The following is a 21,314-nucleotide window of genomic DNA, read 5'->3' on the forward strand; positions in this document are numbered from 1 at the left end:
AATATTCTTTTAATTTAAAAATAGCAAGCGTACCGCAGATTTAACCTGTCAGATATTGCTCTAAAAAGATAGGGTCATTTCATGAGTAAATAACTTTCAAATTTATTAGTATAGATGGCAAAAACTTACAGCATTTCTGTCACAATGCTAAATAGATTGAGCGCCCGATATTGATTACTAAAAATTTTGGCAAATTCCCTGGAGTAAAAGGGTTGGCTACGGTAGACAAATCCTTCAGCAACATTGTAACGGGTCAAATCAGAAAAATTTTGAGCGATCGCCTGTTCTTGCTTCTCGTTTTGAGGAATCATAAGACGTTCTCCAGGAACCCATAGTTCGATTCCCACTAAAACGGAAAATGTCCCAATCAATAGATATAGAGTCTCTTCAATAAATCCCTGCCACTGGCTGACTCTACAAAAGAAGCTTAGAGGTTGGCGCTTATGAATAGGTGCTTCAAATCTTCAATGAAGCTAGTAAAAAATTTGCCCTCATCTACTTGCAACGCCACCCAGGCATTTGCTACTGTTTTTGTAGCAGGACGACTATCAATCAATGTTTGTCCTAGTGTCCACTCTCCCTTTGTTTCAACCCGGACTTTTGCTCTTTTCAACATCAGGGTTTCTGGATAAAACAGGTATCCTAATGTTGCCGCATCATGAACAAGAAGACCTGGAATTCCTGCTGTCTCTCGATAACTCAAGGCTGTGCCAATCATAAACTCACAAAGATTTGTCAAGAACTGAGAAAGTTTACTCTCTGGATTTGCCTGAGTGACTGCCACAGTCATATCTCGCGTGAAAATTAAGCGTCGGGTCACGTCTAGCGGCAGCACAACAATATCGTCTCGGCTATCAAATACTGTCTGAGCAGCTTCAACATTAAACCAAATATTAAATTCAGCATGGGGAGTCACATTACCAGGACAGAAGAAAGCACCCCCCATAACCACAATTTCCCTGGCTTTTTTCAGGATGCCAGGACTTTTCATTTCCGCCGCCGCGAGGTTGGTCAGAGGTGCGATCGCTACAATGGTAATTTCCCCCGGAGCAGCATTCAACTCTTCAATAATCAGTTCATCGGAGTAGGGAGCGTCTTCAATGTTATGTGTGGCAGGGGGTAAAGTATAAGAAAGATTGCCCATCCCATCCGACCCATGAATATGGGTGGCATCTTCTATAATTTCTGTTTTTGCAAGGACACTGCGACCCACTTTAATGTGTGGGAATCCTGCTAAATTTAAAATCTGGCTAGCACTAGAAAACGTGCATTTGGCAGCGACATTACCATCTGCGGAAGTAACAGCGACAAGTTCAGCGAGTCCTCTTTTTACCAAGCTAAGAAGCCACAGGAAGGTATAGATATCATCTCCGCCTGGGTCGGTGTCGAGAATAATTTTGTGATGCGTAAGTTGAGTTGTCATTGGAAAAATTGTTTAAGTAAGGGATGATTGTATAAAAGTCTAATCGGGCATTATCAAAAGCAATTTTTGCCGATTTATTATACTAATTGCTGCTCCATAGAACTGCTCTGAATTGGGTTAGTTCTCTAAATTCAAAGTAATTACTATCGTTGTGTCAATAAGCAGTTATAAATGCCACTATTTCTTAGCTTATTGGGAATAAATTCTTTTATTGACATTAGGTGATCGCCCTGGTCAAGCAACCCTAGAGAGTGATGATTTACTCAAGGGTCTAATTACAAAAAAAGGCAGAGGGTAAAGTGCAGAAGGAAAAAAGTGTTAATAAAACTTTAGTTGTGGGTTATTGCCAAAGCGTATAAAAAGATTTGTGGCAAGCGGAAAGTGCCACGAGACACAAGGCGTCATTGCTTCAATCCCACGTTTTTAAACGTGGGTTCCCTTCTGACTTGAAAGAGCAGGGGGAGCAGGGGAGGCAGGGGATGCACGGGGAGAAACAGACTTTCATGCTTGGCGGTGAAATTTGTTTCATTGGGACTGCTTTCTGAAAAAGCTATTGTATCTTTTTAGTTAATTCGTAAGTACAACTGAGTCTCGAACTGTCTTAAGCGAATATAAAAATTTTATACCTCGGTTATTATTTTTTAGAGCAATTTTGCAAATACCTTTGCTTTAGCAGTTTATTAAAGCACTTTTATATGAGACAAAACAAGCACATGAATGTCATATATTTTTCTCTGTTATCAGATATTTTTTGTTAATGTTTTACAGACTAGTTTTTTTGTCAATACATAAGTATTATAACTTTGAAGATAAGTAAATCGGCATGATAAAATGTATCTATGTTTAGTTTTGTAAAAGCTGTAGAATCATTTATTTGTAAGCTGTTTGCTGATTTTGTATTTCATTGCATATGTTGATTTTTTAACGCTGATTTTTTTACAATCTTATAAAGATTATTTTTATATGCATTTGTATAAAAGTTGTCAAATTGTCAACTTTATATTTTTGGTAAAAAACGCTGCTAAGTCCATAAAATAAGTCTTTAGAGTAATTATTACTATGTAAATTCCCCGTTTAATCAGTATTTTAGATTACAATTTTAATTAATTAATTATTCATCTCGAGATTGAATTTAGAAATAACCTCTTACATAGTCAAAGTTATGATATTTATAACTTGACAGAAAGACTAGTTAGTGTATAAGGAACTTAATAAACGTCAGAGCAGAGTTAAATATATGACATTTATGCTCTTGTTTGATTGTAAATAAAGGTGCTTTAATGAATCGATAGAATAAAAATTTACTAGTTTAGATGTGAATAGGGAACAATTTATGCAGTTGTTTACTCAAATTGTTAATATGCCTGTGAATATCTGAAATTTAGATTAGTTTTCGTTGTGAAACTTGAGTGCGAACAAAACCTTAAAACTTAGCGATCGCCTATTTTTTGTTGGCAATCTAGACAAAATGAATAACGCTCCCTCTCCTCTGCATGAGTTAATTTCTCACGTTTTATCTTCAGAGGAATCAAAATTAAAGATTTCAAAAAGCTTATTGCCATTAGGTACGATGCAGTCCCTCAATCAACGCTTAATGCATCAACCTTTATTGAATTTTATTAACGCCACTCTTCGCGGGATTGGTCAGGTGATTTTTGTCAATAACCCTGTGAGCGGTCTACTATTTTTAATTGCCATGTTTATTCAGGCTCCTTGGTTGGGGACAATGAGCTTGCTGGGAACTGCGATCGCAACATTAACAGCAATTATTTTACAGAAACACTTTGCAAAAATTTTCCAGATCAATCGGGATGACATTCAAAATGGCATTTTCGGTTTGAATGGCTTACTCACTGGAGCGGCGATCGCATCGTTGGGACTATTTGGTAATGGCACATGGAATCTAAATTGGGCGATTGCAGTGATTGTATTCGCTTCTCTGTCAACGGTATTAATGGAAACTGTGGGAGTCTGGTTTGCTAGTCAGTTTCGAGTAGCTCCGCTCGGTATTCCATTTCATATCGCATTGCTAAGTTTTGTGATTCTCGTGCTATTTCTACCCCAAACTTTCTTCGATTTTGGGTCATTACCGCCTGTTTCTCCTAGTCAATTTAACGGTTTGCGACTCGCAGGGTCGCTACCGCTCAGTATTGGGCAGGTGTTTTTTTCCAATAGCTGGGTTGTTGGAATTTTGATTGTTTTGGGGATTGCTATCTGCACCCCAATTAGTGCGATTGTTGGCTTGCTGGGATGCGTAATGTACCTACTTGCAGGTTTGCTGCTACAAGTGACTCCTGACGATTTGTATACTGGGCTATGGGGTTACAATGCTGTGCTAACGGCGATCGCCATTGGTGGAGTATTTTACACGCCAAATTTATTCAGTATTTCTATTGCTCTGGGTTGTGCCTTTGTTGCATCGCTTGCTAGTTGGGGCTTGGCAGCTTTGTTTGCGCCGCTAAAATTACCCGTCCTGGCGCTGCCGTTTGTGATTGTAACCATTGGCTGTTTTCTGATTTTACGGCGATCGCTACCCTCGCTTGTGCCGGTAGCATTGCATACAGTTGCTAGTCCCGAAGAGCATCGGCAACGGTTTTTAGTGGCAAAACGGATTATTTCTAACTTTCGCCGTCAACTTGCATCTGCGATCCAAAGCAAGCCGCGCCAACTGCTGTTTAAACAAGCGTCTTCTACCTTTAAAGGAGACTTGCGCTATATCTTCGATGCCATCGACCAAGACCATAGTGGGCATCTCTGTATTGAAGAATTAACCAATCATTTAAACCAGGCAGGAAAGGGGTTGTCGGATAACGAAATCACGCTGTTATTCACAAGTATGGACAGCGATCGCAGCAACACAATCGACTTTGAAGAATTCGGTGAGTTAATGCTGCGCCATCGTCAGTTGATGGCAGAATACAACGATTTTCTCACTTATTTTTTACCAATTGATGCTGATGAAGACAATATTATTAGCCTTAATGAAATGAATATCGCAATGGCAAGTGTAGGAGAATCGCCGTTGACAAAAGATGAAATTATGTTTCTGTGCGATCGCACAGGAGGGCAACTATTGACTTGGAATCAATTTATTGAAGCGATACTAGTGATTTAAACAGCGATCGCATCAATTATGTAGAAGTAGCTGTAACTAAAGCGTTAGAAAAATCATTAACAATTTTTGAGGTAAGTCTGTTGATAAAAACTTTTGAAGATATCAAGTCAGAAACTAGAATACCTGTTGTAATCGCAGACGATCAAGGATTTGTCATTCACATCAATCTTATTTTTTCAGATGTTTATCTTTGGGGTGCAGAACTGATTGGAAAATCGTTGACTGAAATTATCGCGATTAACTTCCACGATTCCCATAATCTAGGATTTTCTCGCTTCTCGATGACTGAAATCTCTCATGTCGCGAATCATCCGATTAATGCAGTAGTCATAGACAAAAAGGGAAAAGCTATTCTTTCTGAACACTACATCACAGCATTGAAAGTTGAAGACAAGTGGTTTTTCGCCGCCCAATTGCGTCCTTTAGAAGATGAAAGTTCAACTGTTGAGGAGGAAGTTTAGATGCAACTGCGTGACTTAGAGCTTGCAGATCGAGATTTAGAAATCGTGATTAAGGAACTACGAGCAACACTAGGAAAAATGGAGCTTGCCCTTGGTTCTATTGATGAAGCGATCGTTTGGACAGGAGAAGACACTGGGATTCAGTGGTGTAACGCTACGTTCGATCGCTTGGTCAATCAATCTCACATTGCAGTTCTCGGAAATCGCCTTTGTGACTTACTGCCACTTACTCAGCAGGAAGAAAGGATTTCATTCAATGAACATCCGGTATTCAAAGTGCTGGCACAGGACTTCCAAACCACAGAATACGAGTTTGAACAATCGAACGGAACTTTAGTTTTAGAAATTTCTGGTTCTTATTTGGAACTCAAAAATGGTGACAAATCTGCTGTAATCACCATTCACGACATTACTGAGCGTAAACGAATAGAAGAACAAATTAGAGAACGTAATGCCCAGCTAGCAAGCGCCAATGAAGAAATTAGTATATTAAACGAAAAACTTAAAGAAGACAACCTCCGTTTGGGGGCAGAACTCGATATAGCTCGCCAAATCCAACAGATGATTCTGCCCAGAACCGAAGAACTTGAAGCGATCCCCGGACTGGACATTGCTGGATACATGGAACCTGCTGATGAAGTGGGCGGCGACTACTACGATGTGCTGTACACCGAAGGTGTTGTTACCCTTGGCATTGGAGATGTCACAGGTCACGGACTCGAAAGCGGCTTGCTCATGCTCATGACCCAAACGGCGGTTCGCACACTGCAAGAGATTCGTGAAAGCGATCCCGTAAAATTTTTAGATACGCTCAACCGCACTATTTATAAAAATGTGCAACGGATGAATTCCGAAAAGAGTTTGACTCTGGTAATACTCAATTATGCTGAAGGCGAACTGAGTATCAGCGGACAACATGAAGAGACGCTAATTGTTCATCACGGCGGACAAATCGAGCGAATCGACACGATGGACTTAGGTTTTCCCATCGGGCTATATGACGATATTGCCAGTTTCATCAGTCACACTACCCTAAAGTTGCAGCCTGGAGAGGGAGTGGTGCTCTATACCGATGGCATTCCCGAAGCGAAGAATATAGATAAAGTGCAGTATGGCGTAGAGCGGCTCTGTGAGGTAATTAGTGAACATTGGTATCAGTCAGCCCAGGAAATTAAGGAGGCAGTTATTACCGATGTAAGACGGCATATTGGTAAGCAAAAAGTGTTTGATGACATTACCTTGCTTGTGTTGAAGCGACAGGCTGAATAGCCCGCTCTAGTAAGTCAACCCTTAATAAGTTATTAAGCATTTAATTTGCACATTAAGGTCGCAGGGGGCAGGGAGCAAGGGAGAGGGGTTGCAGCTTTTCTTGACAATGAAAATAGTGCAATTTGTAGGCGCGACAGCTTATAACGCTGAAATCGAAGTAATAGTTAGAATTGCCCATAAAAAATCCCAATTTAGACCTGATCAAGATGAAACTCAATTACAACTAAAATTAGAAAAACTATGGCACAGATTTTTGGCGATTTCATCGAACAATTTCCTGTCAATCACGACTCACTTGAACTCACATTTACCCCAGATTCTCGCCCGATTAAACAACGCTGGCGTAACAACCGACTATCGGCTCACTTTCTTGCTGATTATTTCTCCAACTTTCTGCCAGTCGATGAAGACGACCCAACTCATACACGACAGCTTAAAGAGACGCAAGCTGCTGTGGTTTTTGTGGCAAACGAACTGTTGGAAAACGCCATGAAATTCAATGATGCAACCACTCAATTTAAGGTGAGATTTGGGATTCATTTTGTAGAGGAGGAGCAGATGGCAGCTGTGCTTTTTGCCACAAATAGCGTGAGTGCGACAGGTGTTGACAAATTTCAGGCATTTATTCAAGAACTGCTAGTTTCCGATCCCAACGAACTTTATATCCAGCAAGTTGAAAAAAGTGCAGAGGAAAATAGTGAAGCATCCGGTTTAGGGTTTTTAACCATGATTAATGACTACTCAGCACGACTAGGCTGGAAGTTCGATACGGTTCAAGAAAAGCCCAATATTACCACGGTCACGGCAATGGCACTTTTGCCAATCTAGAGTTTGTTCTTAATAATGATGTTCCAACTGTTAATGAAAATAATCCAACATGGTTGCAATGCAAGACGTTAAAGGCGAAGACTACACCGTACACGTTGAACCTGACACTTCAACGATTCACTTCCAAGGGGAACTCAGTTTAGGTGGTCCTGCGGAGTACGCTCCGATTGCCGATCTCTTAAATAAAGTGGTAGACACCGAACCAAATACGATGACTCTGGATCTAAGAAATCTGGGATTTCTAAATAGTTCTGGCATTAGTATGTTGTCCAAATTTGTACTGAGTGTACGGAAGAAGAAAGGCATTCAGTTAGTCGTGCTGGGGTCAAATGATATGCCCTGGCAAGGGAAATCTCTGAAGAACTTGGAGAAACTGCTACCCGGACTCAAACTAGATATTCAGTAGAGTTTACACCCCATCCTTGCACCACTGCACATAGTCAAAGCCAATGCTGTCTTTGCCATACATCGTTGGTAAATGGACTTAAAAATAATGCTCAAAGAACTTTTACCATTTCAAACCAATACCTGGAGTTTTTTTCTGAGTAGCTTAGTGCTGACGATCGTCGGTACAATACTCCTCTACATCATTTTATTTTATATTCTGCGTTCAATCTTTCGTAAATTTGAACGAGACATTGCTCTGGTGACGCTGAATGTATCTGCGTATCCGGTTCTCGCGGTTTTTATTTTAGGTATTCTTAAATTTACCTTCCATCAGTTGCCCTCCGTAAAGCTAATTGACGGCATTGAAAATTTATTGGCAGCTGGTTTAATTATCTCGATTAGTTACTGGCTGGTTCAACTCTTTACTCAGGTTTTCATTTATTATCTGCGGGGGTATACCCAGGAAACTGAATCCATGTGGGATGATGTGCTTTTGCCCCTGCTAGAAGCAGTTGTTCCCGCGATCGTTTTCACCCTAGCCACTGTTTTTGTGTTGAAATCCTTGGGTGTGGATTTAACAGGAATTTGGGTGGCTTTGGGTGGAGCAACTTTTGTAATTGGCTTTGCAGCTCAGGGAATTTTAGCTAACTTTTTTAGTGGAGTTGTATTACTGATTGATACTCCCTTTCAGTTTGGCGATGTGTTGCTGCTTGAGAATGGCTCCATTGCCATGCTGCAAAAAATTGGGGTGCGAGTAACTCAACTTTATATACCATCTAAGCATTGTGATATTTACATTCCCAATAGCACACTGCAAAGTCAAAATATTACAAATCTCAGCCGTCCGACCTCGTACTATCATTACTCTACCGACATGAAACTGCCGATCGCACTGAATGTTGAAGAAGTAAAATATGTGATGGTAGAGGTTATCCAAGCTCATCCTGATACTCTAGGCGACATTGACCAGAAATTAGCACAGATTGACTGCTACTATCAGTTAGAAGGATTAGAAAACCAACAGAAGATTGGTAAATTGCGTCTGCTTGCCGAACAGGAAGTGAATTTTAAACTAGAAGAAATTACACCTGCACTTGAGGCACTTGTCGTCACCTTGCAGTTTGCTGAAAAAGGTGGCATGACCAAGGAAGAAATTGAGAATGTGCAACAAGAATATCGAGAAATTTTAAGTGCGATCGGTTTAGAAATTGTCACCGAAATCTACCGCAATCGTTCAGTTTTTACACTTAAAGAAAATCGTTCTCAAGATAGCTTGATTGAACTGATCCGAAATTGGTATCGCATTTACATTCGGGATTTTCATCTTTTAGATAATGATAGCAGCATTATCACTGAAGAATGGGAACGCAAAATCAATTTGTTAAAGCGGAGAGTGCAGCGTTTGTACCAAAAAATTTCTAATCCTCAAAGTGAAGAAACGCGATTAGATGACTATGTAATGGAACTGAACCGATGGTTACGAGAACGGTTTAAAGAACCCCGACAAAAGTGGCAGGAGCCACAAATTTTAATCAAAGGAATCGAAAATAGTGACGCGATAACTTACGTTCAGTTCAACCTGAATTTCTTTGTTGATGATATTAGGCTAGAAAACGGTCGTCGAGGCGATCGCGTCAGCAGCCAGATTTATGAAGAGGTTGTGCGATACCTCAAGCACACCGCCACCGAAGTAATAGAATCAAACGCAACTATCACTGTCCAAGGCGAAAATACTAATTCGTAATTCGTAATTCGTAATTAAGAAAATCGGATTTTAGAGAGTTGGTATAACTTATAATTCACACCCAATGTAAATTAAGAAATCAGCGTTGCATAGTGGCGGTATGATTTGCCTCACCCAGAAAGAACAATAAGTTTGAGATTTTAATGCATAAAATCTCATCACTTGATTGAGCAACGCTTCATATAAAGTTTTCAGGTTTGGACAAAACTTTAGTTTTGAAAGAATCAAATAATATCAATTCTCTGAAATCTGACTTCCGTAATTGTGAATTACGAATTGGTATAAATTCTCAAGTTTTCAACTCTCAATTCACATTAGATATAATTCACACTTCCACCATGATTACCTCTAACTTTGAACCCAAACCAACGCTTAATGCTGCACAGCGCACTTTGATGGCTGAGGCTTTCCAAGTCGCTCGTCATCTCACAAATGGTAGTGGGGATGTTCATTCACAACAACGATGGCAACAACGGCTTTATGAATTACAAGCAACATTACAAGGATTTGCCCATCCAATTTGTCGTGAGGATTGTCCAGTAGAAACTATCCCAGTCAATGTCCGTCAAGCGTTTGCTGAAGCGATCGCCTTACTCAAGCACTACTACGAGGTGGGGGGTGCAGTTTGGCAGGGAACTGTATCATCTATCACATTAAGTCAGTACAAAGTTGAAGCAACACCAGCTGAGTCATTCACATTTGCCATTCCTCAACTCTGCCAACAGTTTCAGTTAACAACTGAAGTTCAAGAACAAATGACGACACTGTTGCAGACGGTTGATCGTAAAGTCCTTGAGCAAAAGCAGATTGTTCAGGCAGCCCTGACGAATGTTGGTTTACTACCTAACTTAAAAAGTGCGCCGCCTGGTGCACCACTAGTTTTATTTCAACATTTGTTTGGAGATATTCCGATTCCAGTTGAGGCGATCGCAGTTGTGTTCACAGAAACTCAGATTTACTTTTGTATTGATTATTCTGACAATCAACTGCGTGATTCAGCTTTGTGGGAACAGCTATCAGAAATTGAACGCGAACGAATCCAACAGTTTTTAGAATCCTTGAGTAACTTTAAGTTTGAACAATTCCGTCACTTCCCCTCGTTTAGCTTTAGCGATCCGGCAAGTATTGATGCTGCTTGGAGCGCTCGTTTAGCTCAAGCAACTAATTTAAGCCAACCGCAAATTCTCCAAACCCTCAGTCATTCAGCGAGTATTCTGCCTACGAAAGATGCTGAAAAATATTTGCTGCATGATATCTGGGGACATAACTGGCAGTCTATACTGACTCAGTTTCGGGGCGACTATCAGATATTGGCAAGTTGTAGCGATCCACTACGACCGGCTGAAACTGCCTATACCGACTATGGCCCGTTGACCTGCCGGGAAATTTTTCAGCGCCAGGGAGAACAAGTGTCCGTCGATCCAGAACGGGCAAGGCTGTTTTTTCAAGGAGAGGTACGGCAACGCTTGGGGCTAATGTTTACCCATTTAATCGGTGAAATGGTTGCAGATGTAGCAGAGTTCAAATTCATCTGGGATCGCCCGGAATTGAGCGAACAACTTCCATGTTCCTCCTCATTAAAAGAAAACCCGACGAAACTGGATTTTGCATTTGCAGATTTAGACTTTTTATTTTTGCGAGTACTGCAACCGTTGCTAGATGTCAAGCTGTCGAGTTTTGAAGAATCAATCTTAGAACAAGAGTTGCTGGCAGAGTGGGGCAGGTTGGGAGAGTCTATCCAGTCACTAGAGGCGCGAGTCAGTTTGAAGCAAGCGATCGCCCAACTTTACCAAATTTTCTTCGAGGAGTATTGGCTGACTTGCTTGCCCACAATCACAGGCAATACCAGCATCTATGCCGATGTAATTGCTAATTTGGTTCACCTGCAAAACGTGATCAATACTCTGTTTACTGACATTAGCTTACATACTCTAGCTGATGTTCCATTCCAAACCTTGTTGCTTTTATTCATGGGGTGCTATTGCAGTGGCGATAGTTATGAAGAGTTCTGGCAAGTTGACGATGCGATCGCGCAATACTTTATTCCCTGTTACCGTCAGCTAAGTCAGTTGATTAACAATTAAAAATTCAAAATCAATACTGAATTCATCTGTCTTTTGCCTTATTTGGTGAATAGCACAAATTTCTGCTTAATCACAAGAATAAGGTTTACAAATCTGTAAAGGAAAAATCCAATGACTATTAATCTTGGAAGGTGGGGAATCTTACTCAAAGTTCTTCCCCTGACAGCACTATTCTGTTTAGCGAAATGGATAACTCATTTGATGCAATGGGAAATTGGCAAGTTCGATAGTCAAATGGGTTCTTTGTTAGCAGCAGCAACATTCATCTTGGCGTTTATGCTGAGTGGAACACTGAATGATTATCGTGCCAGTGAAGATATGCCAAATCAGATTGCGAATGCAGTTGAAACAATTCAAGACACAAATTTGTTCATAGCAGCTCGTAAGCCCAATTACGATCCAAGTCCACTGACGGCAGAGTTAATTGAGATCCTCAAATCTGTATTACTTTGTTTAGAACAAGATAAGCCATTTGTCAGAGCTGAGAATGCAATTACGCAACTTAATCGCTCACTGGTTCCCTTATCGGAGTTTTGCGAACCTCCTTTGATAACTCGCTTGCAAGCTGAACAGGCAAAAATTCGTCTTCTGGTTGCGCGAATTGAGAGCATTCGTGATACCGATTTCTTAGCACCAGCCTATGCGTTGCTGCAAATTTTGGTAGTTGCCTCAAGCTTGGCTTTGTTAATGACGCGTGCTGACGATCTTTATATGAGTTTGATTGTTTCAGGCTTACTATTCTCATCATTTATATATTTGTTGCTCCTCATCTACGATCTCGACAATCCTTTTGAGTATCACGGCAAGTCCAGTGTAGATGTTGATTTGTCAGTTTTAAAGCGATCGCGCGACCAACTAAACATGAGGCTGTTGGAGAGTAGCGAACCTCAAACATCTATATAGCAACTGGATTTATCAGCTAATTACAATGCAGTACGTTAAAGTGACGGAATTTTCATATTTAGTAAAGGTTAAAGCATGACAAATCAATTTGCATTTCCAAATAGTATAGGTAAAAATAATCAACTTGGCAAACTCTCCAATTTTGGAGAAATGCCCGGACTTGAAGAAAGTAGCGCGAGACTTCCAGTCGCTTAGTGCAAGATATCAAACAAATCAATTCGATAAATTCCCACAATCACTTTTATTTCTCCCACCATCGGGTTGTACTTGGCTAGTATTAGCCACTAATTCTATCTGTCCTCGTTGATTAATCATCCATCCAGTAGCTTCTAGTAGTGGTGGTTGCTCTTTTGCATCTGCTACTTTTCTATTGCTGATTTGCCCTGATTTATCTGAAAAACTCTCTGCACCAATTCGCATATCTTGCAAAACTACCTGACCATGCAATACTTGCCGGGGGTCTTCTGGTAATCCTCCGCGTCCGCTAATCACAAAATTCGCCTCTTCGTTGCTGGGACAACCTGCCACAATTTGATTTGCCGGGTTAGTAGGCACAGAAGGCAATTGAGTTAATCCTCTAGAGGGGTCAATATCTGGAGTATTAATATTAACAATGCCGTTGATGCCTAATTGAGAACTGGCGGTGATATCACTATTTAGAGTTAGTTTGTCATTAACTTGTAAGCCAAAAATATCTTGAGTGGTAATGTCGATATCTCCACCATTTCCTGCAAAAGCATTAGCGGTGATGTCGCTGTTTTCTGAGGGGACAGCAAGAATAAATTTACTATTAATATTGATATTGCCACCATTACCACCGCCACTATTTTCTGTTCCCGCACGGGTGGAAATTTGACTATTATTTCGCAAAAGTAAGTTATTAGCAACTTTAAGGTTGATGTTACCTCCTTGTCCAGAAACACTGGTAGAAGTGATAGAACCTTGATTGAGGGAAATTGCACGGGCATCAATATTGATATCTCCAGCATTGCCTGTTCCTAAAGCGCTGACAGAAATGGTTGCGCGATCGCCAATATTTAAGTCACCATTGGGAATATTAATATTAATGTCTCCCCCGTTTCCTGAAGCAGTTTGAGCCGAAGAAGCAAATAAGCCTGAGCCAAAACCCTGCTGGGAGGGGTCAATTAAATCAATGGATTCTAAAGCATTAACTGTTAAATCCCCAGCTTTTCCAGAACCAAAGGTAGTAGTAAATACTTGTGCGCCGCCTTTGGCTGTAAGTTGACGCGCTGTTAAGTTAACATTGCCAGATTCGGCATTGGTTAATGTTCCCGTACCAATAAAAGAGTTATCTAACTCCAAGGTATTACTGCTATCAAGGGTAATATTTCCCCCTTGTCCTTGACCCAAAGCAGTTGTAGCAATTATTCCACTATTGCGAGTAAGAAAATTCGGGGTTTGAATCACAACATTTCCGGCTTTACCTTGGCCTGCACTCACAGCAACGATTCCCTGGTCAAAGTTAGCAAGGCTGAGAGTACGCGCATAAGCTGGATTGATAATTTTATCTTGCAAGTCTGCAAATCCATTCCCAGCAACTTCTACAGATTCGCTGGCGTTGATAGTGATATTACCCCCGTTACCAGCACCAACTGTGGAAGCGTTAATCCTACCGTTATTTAATTGCAGTGTGTGGGTATTAATTGTAATGGGTGCACCGTTGCCTTGACCAACGGTAGCCGTGGTAATCTCTCCCCCTTGGTCAACAATTAACTTTCCAGTCGTAATATTCAAAGGACCAGCATTACCAATCGGACTCAATGAAGCTGTTGCGATGCTAGTGGGAAAACTGCTGTTATCTGCAAAATTCCCCACCACTTCTACTTTGTCGGTAGCATTGAGATTTAATGTTGCTGCATTCCCCTCACCTGTGGTTGCTGAGGAAACGATGGAACCATCACGGACATTTAGTTGTTTAACTGATAAAGTTAAGTTGCCTGCATTGCCCGTACCAGCTAGCGCCGTTGCATTGATTATCGACCTATTAGTGAGCGTTACATTATCAGCATTAATTGTCAAATCCCCAGCTTGCCCTGAACCAACAGTTGCTGTTTCAATCCCGGCAAAATTCTGCAACAATATTTCTGTAGCATTAATTGTTAAATCTCCGCCATTGCCTGAGACTGGGAAGGTGCTAATTCCACCTGCATCTCGAAGCACTAAGCGCCCAGTATTAACCCTCAGTTTGCCAGCGTTGCCACTCCCGAAAGCATTTGTGCTTATACCTACTCCTGTTCCTTGTAGAAGTTGGCTCACCAATTGGCTAGGGGTAAGTATTGGGGTTGTGGGTTGACGACCGATAACTTCTACCGATTCTGAAGCATTAATTGTTAAGTTCCCGGCATTACCCGTAGTATTTGCGTCAGTTCCAGTACTTATGGTAGTTGCTTTAAATGGAAAGAAAGCTGTTGGATCTTGGCTAATGCTCAACCGACGAGCATTGAGAGTAAAATCTCCAGCATCGCCGCTAGCACCAGTAGGCAGATTTACAGCCAACGCCGCATCAGAATTTGTACCAATATCGCTTGTCCGCATGACTACATCATCTGTAGCATTGAGAATCATATTTCCCCCTCTACCTTTACCCCTAGCCAAAGCGAAAATAGATGTAGTGTCTAGAAAGATTGAGCGGGCGGTGAGGGTAATATCATTGCCTTTATCAGCACCTAAGTTTGCATTGACGATGCGAATATTTTTACCAGAGAGAATATCACCACTAGTAAATGTAATTTTTCCTGGTGTGTCTCCAATAGAAGCGATATTACCCGAACGAGGAAAGTTACCTCCGGCATTGAGGCTGAGATTACCTGTGGCTAGTAATGAAATGTCTCCTGCTTGCTGTTGGGCATTAGCTAATACATAATTGGTAGTGGTAATTCCACCTGCGGTGCTGTTGATAGTAATATCACCGCTATTAATTGAGTCAGTGATATTGGCTATGTTGAAAAACCCACTAATTAAATTACCAGTGGTAATATCATTGATGACGTTTAGGGTAATGTCGCCACCATTGCCGCTACTTTTCGCAGAAATGATAGATGCATCGGTAGTATTAATTTGACTGGTTTGGCCAAACTTTCCTGATGTAATAGTTGCATTCCCGCCATTGGTGAGGATTTGAGAACCTGGGTTCATGAGAAACTGCGCCACTCCAGAATCTCTTTCGGTAGCGATCGCATTTTCATCGTTAATCTTAGCGTTAAAATTACCACCATTGAGAATGATACTGCGGTTGGGATTGATGGTGAGCGATCGCCCCGCTTCTAAGTTAAGATTATTTGCCCTAATGCCAGTGATATCATCATCAACAGTAATATCATTATTAGCCTGTAAACTAACATTATTCAGCGCTAACGCTTGGCTTAAACTTTGACCGCTAACAGTACCCCCTGGTTGAATAAAAATATCTTTCGGGTCAAGCAGTAATGTACCAAAACCATTTGCAGCACTAGTATCGACAGTACCAGCAAATTCCACCCTGCCACCTGATACTTCTACAAACCCACCATTCCCATTGTCACCACCACGGGCGCTAATATTACCCGCAAAATGAGTCAAATCGTTTGCTTTAATAATTACAGTGCCGCCATTGCCATTGTTAACAGCATCAGTATTAATTTTGGCATCATTTAATAAGTTTACTTGATTACCTAAAAGCTGCACTGTTCCCCCTGGTACAATCAAGGAACCATTACTAGTAATAATATCTCCCTGTAAAGTCAGAGTTTGCCCAGTACCTATTTTTAAATTACCCTGATTGTTAATTTCTGCCTGCGGTTGGTGTAGGGCATTAGAAAATAAAGCTGTTGGCTGAATTGTTAATAAATCACTTTTTTGAGGTTCAGTAGCACTAAATAAACCATTTGTTCCTAACTTAATTTCATTTGCAGTACTAGCTGTAAAAGAACCTGCAATATCTAATCGGGCATTTTTACCAAAAATAATCCCATTCGGATTAATCAAAAATAAATTTGCAGCACCATCTACACCTAATGTCCCGAAAATCTTAGATATATGATTTCCTGTAACGCGAGTGAGGATGTTACTAATACCTGCCGGATTAGCAAAATAAACCTGCTGTCCCTGATTAACATTAAATTCCTGAAAACTATGGAAAAGATTACCACCGCGAATTGCACCTCCACCAATTAATTCACGAATATTTTGAGGGCTAATGATAGATTTTTCGGTTCTTAAAGTGTTATCAGGTATTATTTGAGCGTTAGCTGGGTGAAAGCAGGTAAAAAAATAAGTAAATAATATTGTGTATATTTTCAAGTACTGAGAGTATTGTTTACGTATGTTTATTGACTTAAACATGAGTTCACTTGTTTTTTATTTGAAAGCAACAGAACCCCAACTTTTCAAAGAAGTCAGGTTATTATTGATTACGGATAATTTAGAACTGTTGTATTAGTAGTAAAATAATCACTAAAATACTCTTTACATAAACCACAACTAACTGTTGCACTTTTCCCTTGTAGATATATTAGCCCCAAACTTTTTAACTTAAATGCTACTTCTTGCTCTAAGGTAATCGGTGCAGTTGAGTTGATAACCTGTTGAAAACCATTAACTAAATCGGGACTTTGCAGAAGAGAGTGTAACTGATTGTGCAAATGCTCGCTAAAAATTCCAGTATCATTTGTGGCATCTTGTAGTATATCGTCCACAGGAATTTGATGTTGAACGCTATGATAAAACGCCAGTCGCACCAAGTAAGGAAATCCTCCTGTAAGTGCCATTATTTGTTCCAATTGCATAGCTGGAAGTTGAAGGCCGTGACGTTGTGCTAAATCTTCTACCTGCAATCTTGTAAAAGAAGGTAATTCAATTGCTAATCCGACATTAAAAGGAGATTTATTGATATCTAAACTAATATAAATATCAGTGGATCTAACAATTAACATTCGTAAATTCTGCCAATTTGATATATCTCTAGTTTCTTCATACCACGAGCGCAATAGCCCCAGAAAATCACAAGTCAATTGCGGATATTCAAACAACTTATTAACTTCATCTAATGCTAAGATAATGGGAGTAGAAATTTCCTGTAATATATATCCTTGAAAATAAATAGTACAGTTCATCAAATCTCCCATGTCTTCATCCCAATATTCTTCTAGCTTTGACTTGATTCCTAACTGATAGGTAATATTGGTACAGAACCAGCGTAAAAATTTTTCTAATGAGCTAAAAACTTCTGTTTCAGCGCAATACAAACTTAACCTGACAGTATGATAATTACACAAACTACTATAAGCAAGGATTCTGGTCATTAACGAAGTTTTCCCCATCTTTCGCGGTGCTTTAATATGAATAAACGCACGAGGTTGAAGAATTGCTTGATAACAAACTTGTTCTACGTTCCGTTCAATATACAAGGTAGAAGAAAGCGGAACTTGTCCTTCTGGAGGTTCTAAATTTATCTTTTGCCGCATTTGTATAGGCTGAGATATTTGTAAAGATGAATTGTCTAATCGCTGCTCTAGCACAGCACGACAATTAGTTCGATTAACTTTCTCGCCAAGAGTAGTAGAAAGTAGTTGCCATAATTTAGGAGCAACTAATTGCCTAATATAGTTCTCAGAGTAGTTATTTTCTGTAGCAATTTGTCCGTAACTTTTTTTTGTTTCCAATAGAGATGTTGACAAGACAGCTTTTTGAATAAATGAGAGTGATTTTCCTGTCTTATTATTAATTAATGTTTCAGTACATTCGATAATTTGTTCTATACTCCTCATCTCTCTTCAAAACTTAAATATGTTTAAAGCGGAATTTTCTTTTGCTATTATTCTACAAATCAGAAATATTCAATGCTCCATTTTTCCTCAACCATTGCTTTTGTTGAAGAGTTAACCCAATAGCATCAGTAAATAGCGCTCCCTTAACGCGAGAACCGGAAAAATTTACCTCGTTTAATTGGGTATTTGTAAAATTTGCATGTCTTAAATCACTATCACTCAAATTTGCTCCATTTAGAACCGCCTCCTCTAAGTTGACGTTAAATAAAGAAGCTAACTTTAAATCAGCACGACTCAAGTCTGCATTAAATAAACAGGCTAACTCCAAGGCAGCTTGACGTAAAATTGCATCACTCAAATCTGCACTACTCAAGTCCGCTTTAATTAAATCTGATTGAGTTAAGTCGGCTGCCTTTAAAATAGTATCCTGTAATTGCGCTCCTTCTAAATCAACTCGTTGTAAAGAAGCAGCACATAAAATCGCCCCTTCCCAGTTGGATTGGCGAAGATTGGCATCATCAAACTTAGCGCCAGTGCAATCTGTGGCTTTGAGACTTGCTTTAAACAAATTTGCCCCAGTTAAGTCTACTTGAGTCAAACAAGCATTTTCTAAATCAGTATCTGTCAAATTTGCCTCTCGTAAGCAGACAGAATCAAGCCTAGCATAATTTAAGTGGGCACCGCTTAAGTTCGCTCTAGTTAGAGTAGCGTGACTCAAGTTTGCCCACAATAAACTCACATTTAATAGATTTGCGTTTTGCAAATTGGCTTTTTGGAGGTCTGCTCGATTTAAGTCTGTCCAAACCAGCGTGGCACAACTTAAGTTAGCCTCACTGAGATTGGCACTACTGAGGTTAGCATAGCTAAAATCAACATCACTGAAATCAACATCCTGTAAAGAAATCTGGCTTAAATTCAGGTGTTGAAAATCTCTTTCCTTCGCTGCATAGCGTTTGAGAATTTCTTGGGCAATCATTGTTTTAGGCAAATTTGATTAACAATCATCTACCGCTTACAAGGAATTGTCATCCCATATAGCAATATTTAATTAATAATTTATATTTAATTTTCTGTCATCAAAATTAATGCAGCTTAACTAAACATATGAATTATATTTTTTGACAAACTATACAATATATGTATAACAATAATATATATTATATTATATATTCAAATTTATAATAATTATATATTGACAAAAAAAATAATTTGTGAAACAGCAACTAAAAATATCTCGCAGCAGAGAAAAAGATATGACATTTATGTACTTGTTTGATTTCAAATGAAAATGCTTTAATAGACTGTTAGAGCCAGGGTATTTGCAAAAGTTATCTAAAAAAATCATATTTACTGTTTTAGTTTTTATTGCTTTACATAAAAATTTGTAACCCTCTGCAAATATGAATTTTAATAACGGATTCTGTTGTTGACAACCTGATATGCTTAACATTAGCTTGGAAAAGATTGTTCCAGTTTCTCCTGGTGCAAAGGGAGCCTTTAACATCATATGTCTACGATCGCGTCAACATCTAGCATTATCAGTACGGTTAGCAGTATTATCGAAATGGTTTCTGACGAAAAGTTGAAACAGGCTTTGAGTCAGAGTTTCTTGGAAGCAAGTGAATCACTACAACATTGTGAAAACTTTTTTGAGCTGTTACCTACCCATTGCTGGTCAAGCAAAATGCTAGCCACATTCTTTTATTCCTGGAAAGCTACACACTTGAAAATGTTAGCTATATATGGGCTATCTTGCCGTTTACAACGTCTTGCTTTAAGCAGAGATACTCAAGAACGGGAACAATTATTTTTAGCTAGCGCTTTCAATGCTGAAACTAGTCACGAAGATTTGGGATTAGACTATGAAGGTGTAACTCACGCTGCACTCTATGAAGATTTGGCTAACAGCTTTTTAGGAAATTACACTTGGCAATTAGATGAATACTGTTTACCACAAGCGCGTGATTTTCAGAAATGGATATATCATAACATGGTGGTAGATGATATTTCCAAAGGGTTACTCACAAATATGTTTTCAGAAATTTATAACCACGGTGAGTATACGCGAGCCTTATTTGCTTTTTCAGAATTAATTGACAAATATTACCACTTTTCCCCTGAAGAAAAAAAGAAAGCTCTGTTCTATATCAGTGTTCATGTTGCAGATGAAACGGAAGTGGCTCACTTTCAAGTAGTTGTCAAAGCCTTGAATGAATATAGCAAAGCTACTAATACTTCAATTGACTATACACAGGCAAAACTTTTGTTTAAGGAGTACCTGACTCGGTTAGGTGCTGTAATGCAAGCATTAACTATAGAGATGAGACAAGAAATAAATGCAGCAAAACATCTGCTATCCGTGTCTTAAACCTCAAGCTCAACATTTTTTTGACAATGCTCAACAAGCTATTACTGCAACTTTAGATTTTCGACGACATCTGTATGCGATCGCTCAAAACAAAAAGCTACGCTCAGAAGCTGTTGAGGATCAAAGTTACCCCACTGAAGTGATTGTGCTCAGACCAAAACAGACTCAAGCGCCTCCTTTACTACTATTGGGCGGAATGGGGCCTTTAGCAGGTTTGGGAGCTTTTGAGGTAGCCTGTCAGATGTTCCAGAACAGTAGGGAAATTCTTCTGTTTCAAGCTTGTTCACTGCCTAATCGGACTACGGCCATTCAACAAAAGACTCAAATTGGTACATCTCAAGAGCCAGATTTGGTAGTGATGCTGGCGATCGCTATCCGAGAAGCGATGCAGTATATTTGCTCTAGTATTGAACCTGTTGAGTTGATCGTTCTGTGCAATGGCGCTCATTATTTCTTACCTGAAGTGATGCAGCAACTCCTGCTTGATTATTCAAAGATTTTTTTCAGACTGCAATGGATCTCTTTGATTGACACTACAATACAGCACTTGCAACAACAAAACTTTTATCAGCCTTTAATTCTATGTACTACAGCAACGCGGCTAGGGTGTGTTTACTCTCGACCACTTCTTGAAGTGGGCATTGTTTATTTAGAACCTAACGATGAGTTGCAATCAATATTAATGCAATCTATTTATCAAGGAGTAAAAACATCTGACTACAATTTCGCCTGTCAAGTCGGTGAACTTTTTTTTACTGAGCTACTCAAGCTCCAGCCTACTGTTGACTGTATCATCGCTGGATGTAGCGAAATTCCCTACTTGCTGGAATGGTTGAAAACTAACTCTTCTAAGCAAGTGAAGGGGTTCTTATCAAAATTGGAAATTATTGATCCTGTACAACTAACTTTGAACAGCAGACTTAAATCCTTGCAGCATTTGGGGACAGTGAGTCATTAACACCAAGAA

Annotated in this window: 15 protein-coding genes; 10 read left to right on the plus strand and 5 right to left on the minus strand. The window is 39.7% G+C overall.

Annotated elements, in window-relative coordinates:
- Nucleotides 1-125 precede the first annotated feature (125 nt).
- Both V7K31_RS23260 and V7K31_RS23265 read right to left on the minus strand, forming a co-directional pair.
- Nucleotides 126-311: a hypothetical protein gene (locus V7K31_RS23260; protein ID WP_335097147.1), complete on the minus strand. Its 186-nt coding sequence runs from the start codon at nt 309-311 to the stop codon at nt 126-128.
- A 116-nt stretch (nt 312-427) separates the two neighbouring features.
- Nucleotides 428-1,423 (minus strand): nucleoside hydrolase, encoded by a 996-nt coding sequence (locus V7K31_RS23265; RefSeq protein ID WP_335097149.1) that lies wholly within the window; start codon nt 1,421-1,423, stop codon nt 428-430.
- A 1,405-nt stretch (nt 1,424-2,828) separates the two neighbouring features.
- Between V7K31_RS23265 and V7K31_RS23270 the strand changes: the two genes are divergently transcribed.
- The 8 genes from V7K31_RS23270 to V7K31_RS23305 all read left to right on the plus strand — a co-directional run bounded on the left by V7K31_RS23270 (nt 2,829) and on the right by V7K31_RS23305 (nt 12,214).
- Complete coding sequence (locus V7K31_RS23270) at nt 2,829-4,538, plus strand: urea transporter (protein WP_335097151.1); 1,710 nt, start codon at nt 2,829-2,831, stop codon at nt 4,536-4,538.
- A gap of 80 nt (nt 4,539-4,618) precedes the next feature.
- Nucleotides 4,619-4,999, plus strand: a complete 381-nt coding sequence (locus V7K31_RS23275; protein ID WP_335097152.1) for a diguanylate cyclase — start codon at nt 4,619-4,621, stop codon at nt 4,997-4,999.
- Nucleotides 5,000-6,268, plus strand: a complete 1,269-nt coding sequence (locus V7K31_RS23280; RefSeq protein WP_335097154.1) for a PP2C family protein-serine/threonine phosphatase — start codon at nt 5,000-5,002, stop codon at nt 6,266-6,268. It abuts the gene before it with no gap.
- A 240-nt stretch (nt 6,269-6,508) separates the two neighbouring features.
- Entirely contained in the window at nt 6,509-7,096 is a 588-nt protein-coding gene (locus V7K31_RS23285; protein ID WP_335097156.1) for a DUF6272 family protein, read from the plus strand.
- A 58-nt stretch (nt 7,097-7,154) separates the two neighbouring features.
- Nucleotides 7,155-7,502 carry a slr1659 superfamily regulator gene (locus tag V7K31_RS23290; RefSeq protein ID WP_335097157.1) on the plus strand — a complete coding sequence of 116 codons (348 nt, stop codon included), beginning with the start codon at nt 7,155-7,157 and terminating at the stop codon, nt 7,500-7,502.
- A gap of 87 nt (nt 7,503-7,589) precedes the next feature.
- On the plus strand, nt 7,590-9,227 hold the full coding sequence (locus V7K31_RS23295; protein WP_335097158.1) for a mechanosensitive ion channel family protein: 1,638 nt from the start codon (nt 7,590-7,592) through the stop codon (nt 9,225-9,227).
- A gap of 215 nt (nt 9,228-9,442) precedes the next feature.
- Complete coding sequence (locus tag V7K31_RS23300) at nt 9,443-11,311, plus strand: hypothetical protein (RefSeq protein ID WP_335097160.1); 1,869 nt, start codon at nt 9,443-9,445, stop codon at nt 11,309-11,311.
- A gap of 111 nt (nt 11,312-11,422) precedes the next feature.
- A complete protein-coding gene (locus V7K31_RS23305) occupies nt 11,423-12,214 on the plus strand; it encodes a hypothetical protein (protein ID WP_335097161.1) in 792 nt (263 codons plus the stop codon).
- A 213-nt stretch (nt 12,215-12,427) separates the two neighbouring features.
- On the opposite strand, the gene V7K31_RS23310 is transcribed toward V7K31_RS23305, so the two are convergent.
- From V7K31_RS23310 to V7K31_RS23320, 3 genes are all read right to left on the minus strand, one after another.
- Nucleotides 12,428-16,513: a two-partner secretion domain-containing protein gene (locus V7K31_RS23310; RefSeq protein WP_335097163.1), complete on the minus strand. Its 4,086-nt coding sequence runs from the start codon at nt 16,511-16,513 to the stop codon at nt 12,428-12,430.
- Nucleotides 16,514-16,623: 110 nt separating this feature from the next.
- Nucleotides 16,624-17,979 (minus strand): AAA-like domain-containing protein, encoded by a 1,356-nt coding sequence (locus tag V7K31_RS23315; protein ID WP_335097164.1) that lies wholly within the window; start codon nt 17,977-17,979, stop codon nt 16,624-16,626.
- 52 nt (nt 17,980-18,031) lie between these two features.
- The gene (locus tag V7K31_RS23320; protein ID WP_335097166.1) at nt 18,032-18,955 is read right to left on the minus strand and encodes a pentapeptide repeat-containing protein; all 924 of its coding nucleotides are present in this window, start codon (nt 18,953-18,955) and stop codon (nt 18,032-18,034) included.
- Between the two features lie 531 nt (nt 18,956-19,486).
- Between V7K31_RS23320 and V7K31_RS23325 the strand changes: the two genes are divergently transcribed.
- Entirely contained in the window at nt 19,487-20,347 is an 861-nt protein-coding gene (locus V7K31_RS23325; protein ID WP_335097168.1) for a hypothetical protein, read from the plus strand.
- Nucleotides 20,316-21,305 carry a hypothetical protein gene (locus tag V7K31_RS23330; protein WP_335097170.1) on the plus strand — a complete coding sequence of 330 codons (990 nt, stop codon included), beginning with the start codon at nt 20,316-20,318 and terminating at the stop codon, nt 21,303-21,305. Before V7K31_RS23325 ends, V7K31_RS23330 begins: the two co-directional genes overlap by 32 nt.
- Nucleotides 21,306-21,314: the final 9 nt, after the last annotated feature.

The sequence above is a fragment of the Nostoc sp. genome, assembly GCF_036917675.1.
Classification (GTDB): domain Bacteria; phylum Cyanobacteriota; class Cyanobacteriia; order Cyanobacteriales; family Nostocaceae; genus Nostoc.

Excerpts from the sequence above, each read along its gene's own strand:
- V7K31_RS23295 (WP_335097158.1), top strand. The coding sequence starts at position 7,590 with ATGCTCAAAGAACTTTTACCATTTCAAACCAATACCTGGAGTTTTTTT.
- V7K31_RS23325 (WP_335097168.1), top strand. The coding sequence starts at position 19,487 with ATGTCTACGATCGCGTCAACATCTAGCATTATCAGTACGGTTAGCAGT.
- V7K31_RS23285 (WP_335097156.1), top strand. The coding sequence starts at position 6,509 with ATGGCACAGATTTTTGGCGATTTCATCGAACAATTTCCTGTCAATCAC.
- V7K31_RS23305 (WP_335097161.1), top strand. The coding sequence starts at position 11,423 with ATGACTATTAATCTTGGAAGGTGGGGAATCTTACTCAAAGTTCTTCCC.
- V7K31_RS23260 (WP_335097147.1), bottom strand. The coding sequence starts at position 311 with ATGATTCCTCAAAACGAGAAGCAAGAACAGGCGATCGCTCAAAATTTT.
- V7K31_RS23280 (WP_335097154.1), top strand. The coding sequence starts at position 5,000 with ATGCAACTGCGTGACTTAGAGCTTGCAGATCGAGATTTAGAAATCGTG.
- V7K31_RS23265 (WP_335097149.1), bottom strand. The coding sequence starts at position 1,423 with ATGACAACTCAACTTACGCATCACAAAATTATTCTCGACACCGACCCA.
- V7K31_RS23330 (WP_335097170.1), top strand. The coding sequence starts at position 20,316 with ATGCAGCAAAACATCTGCTATCCGTGTCTTAAACCTCAAGCTCAACAT.
- V7K31_RS23290 (WP_335097157.1), top strand. The coding sequence starts at position 7,155 with ATGCAAGACGTTAAAGGCGAAGACTACACCGTACACGTTGAACCTGAC.
- V7K31_RS23320 (WP_335097166.1), bottom strand. The coding sequence starts at position 18,955 with ATGATTGCCCAAGAAATTCTCAAACGCTATGCAGCGAAGGAAAGAGAT.
- V7K31_RS23315 (WP_335097164.1), bottom strand. The coding sequence starts at position 17,979 with ATGAGGAGTATAGAACAAATTATCGAATGTACTGAAACATTAATTAAT.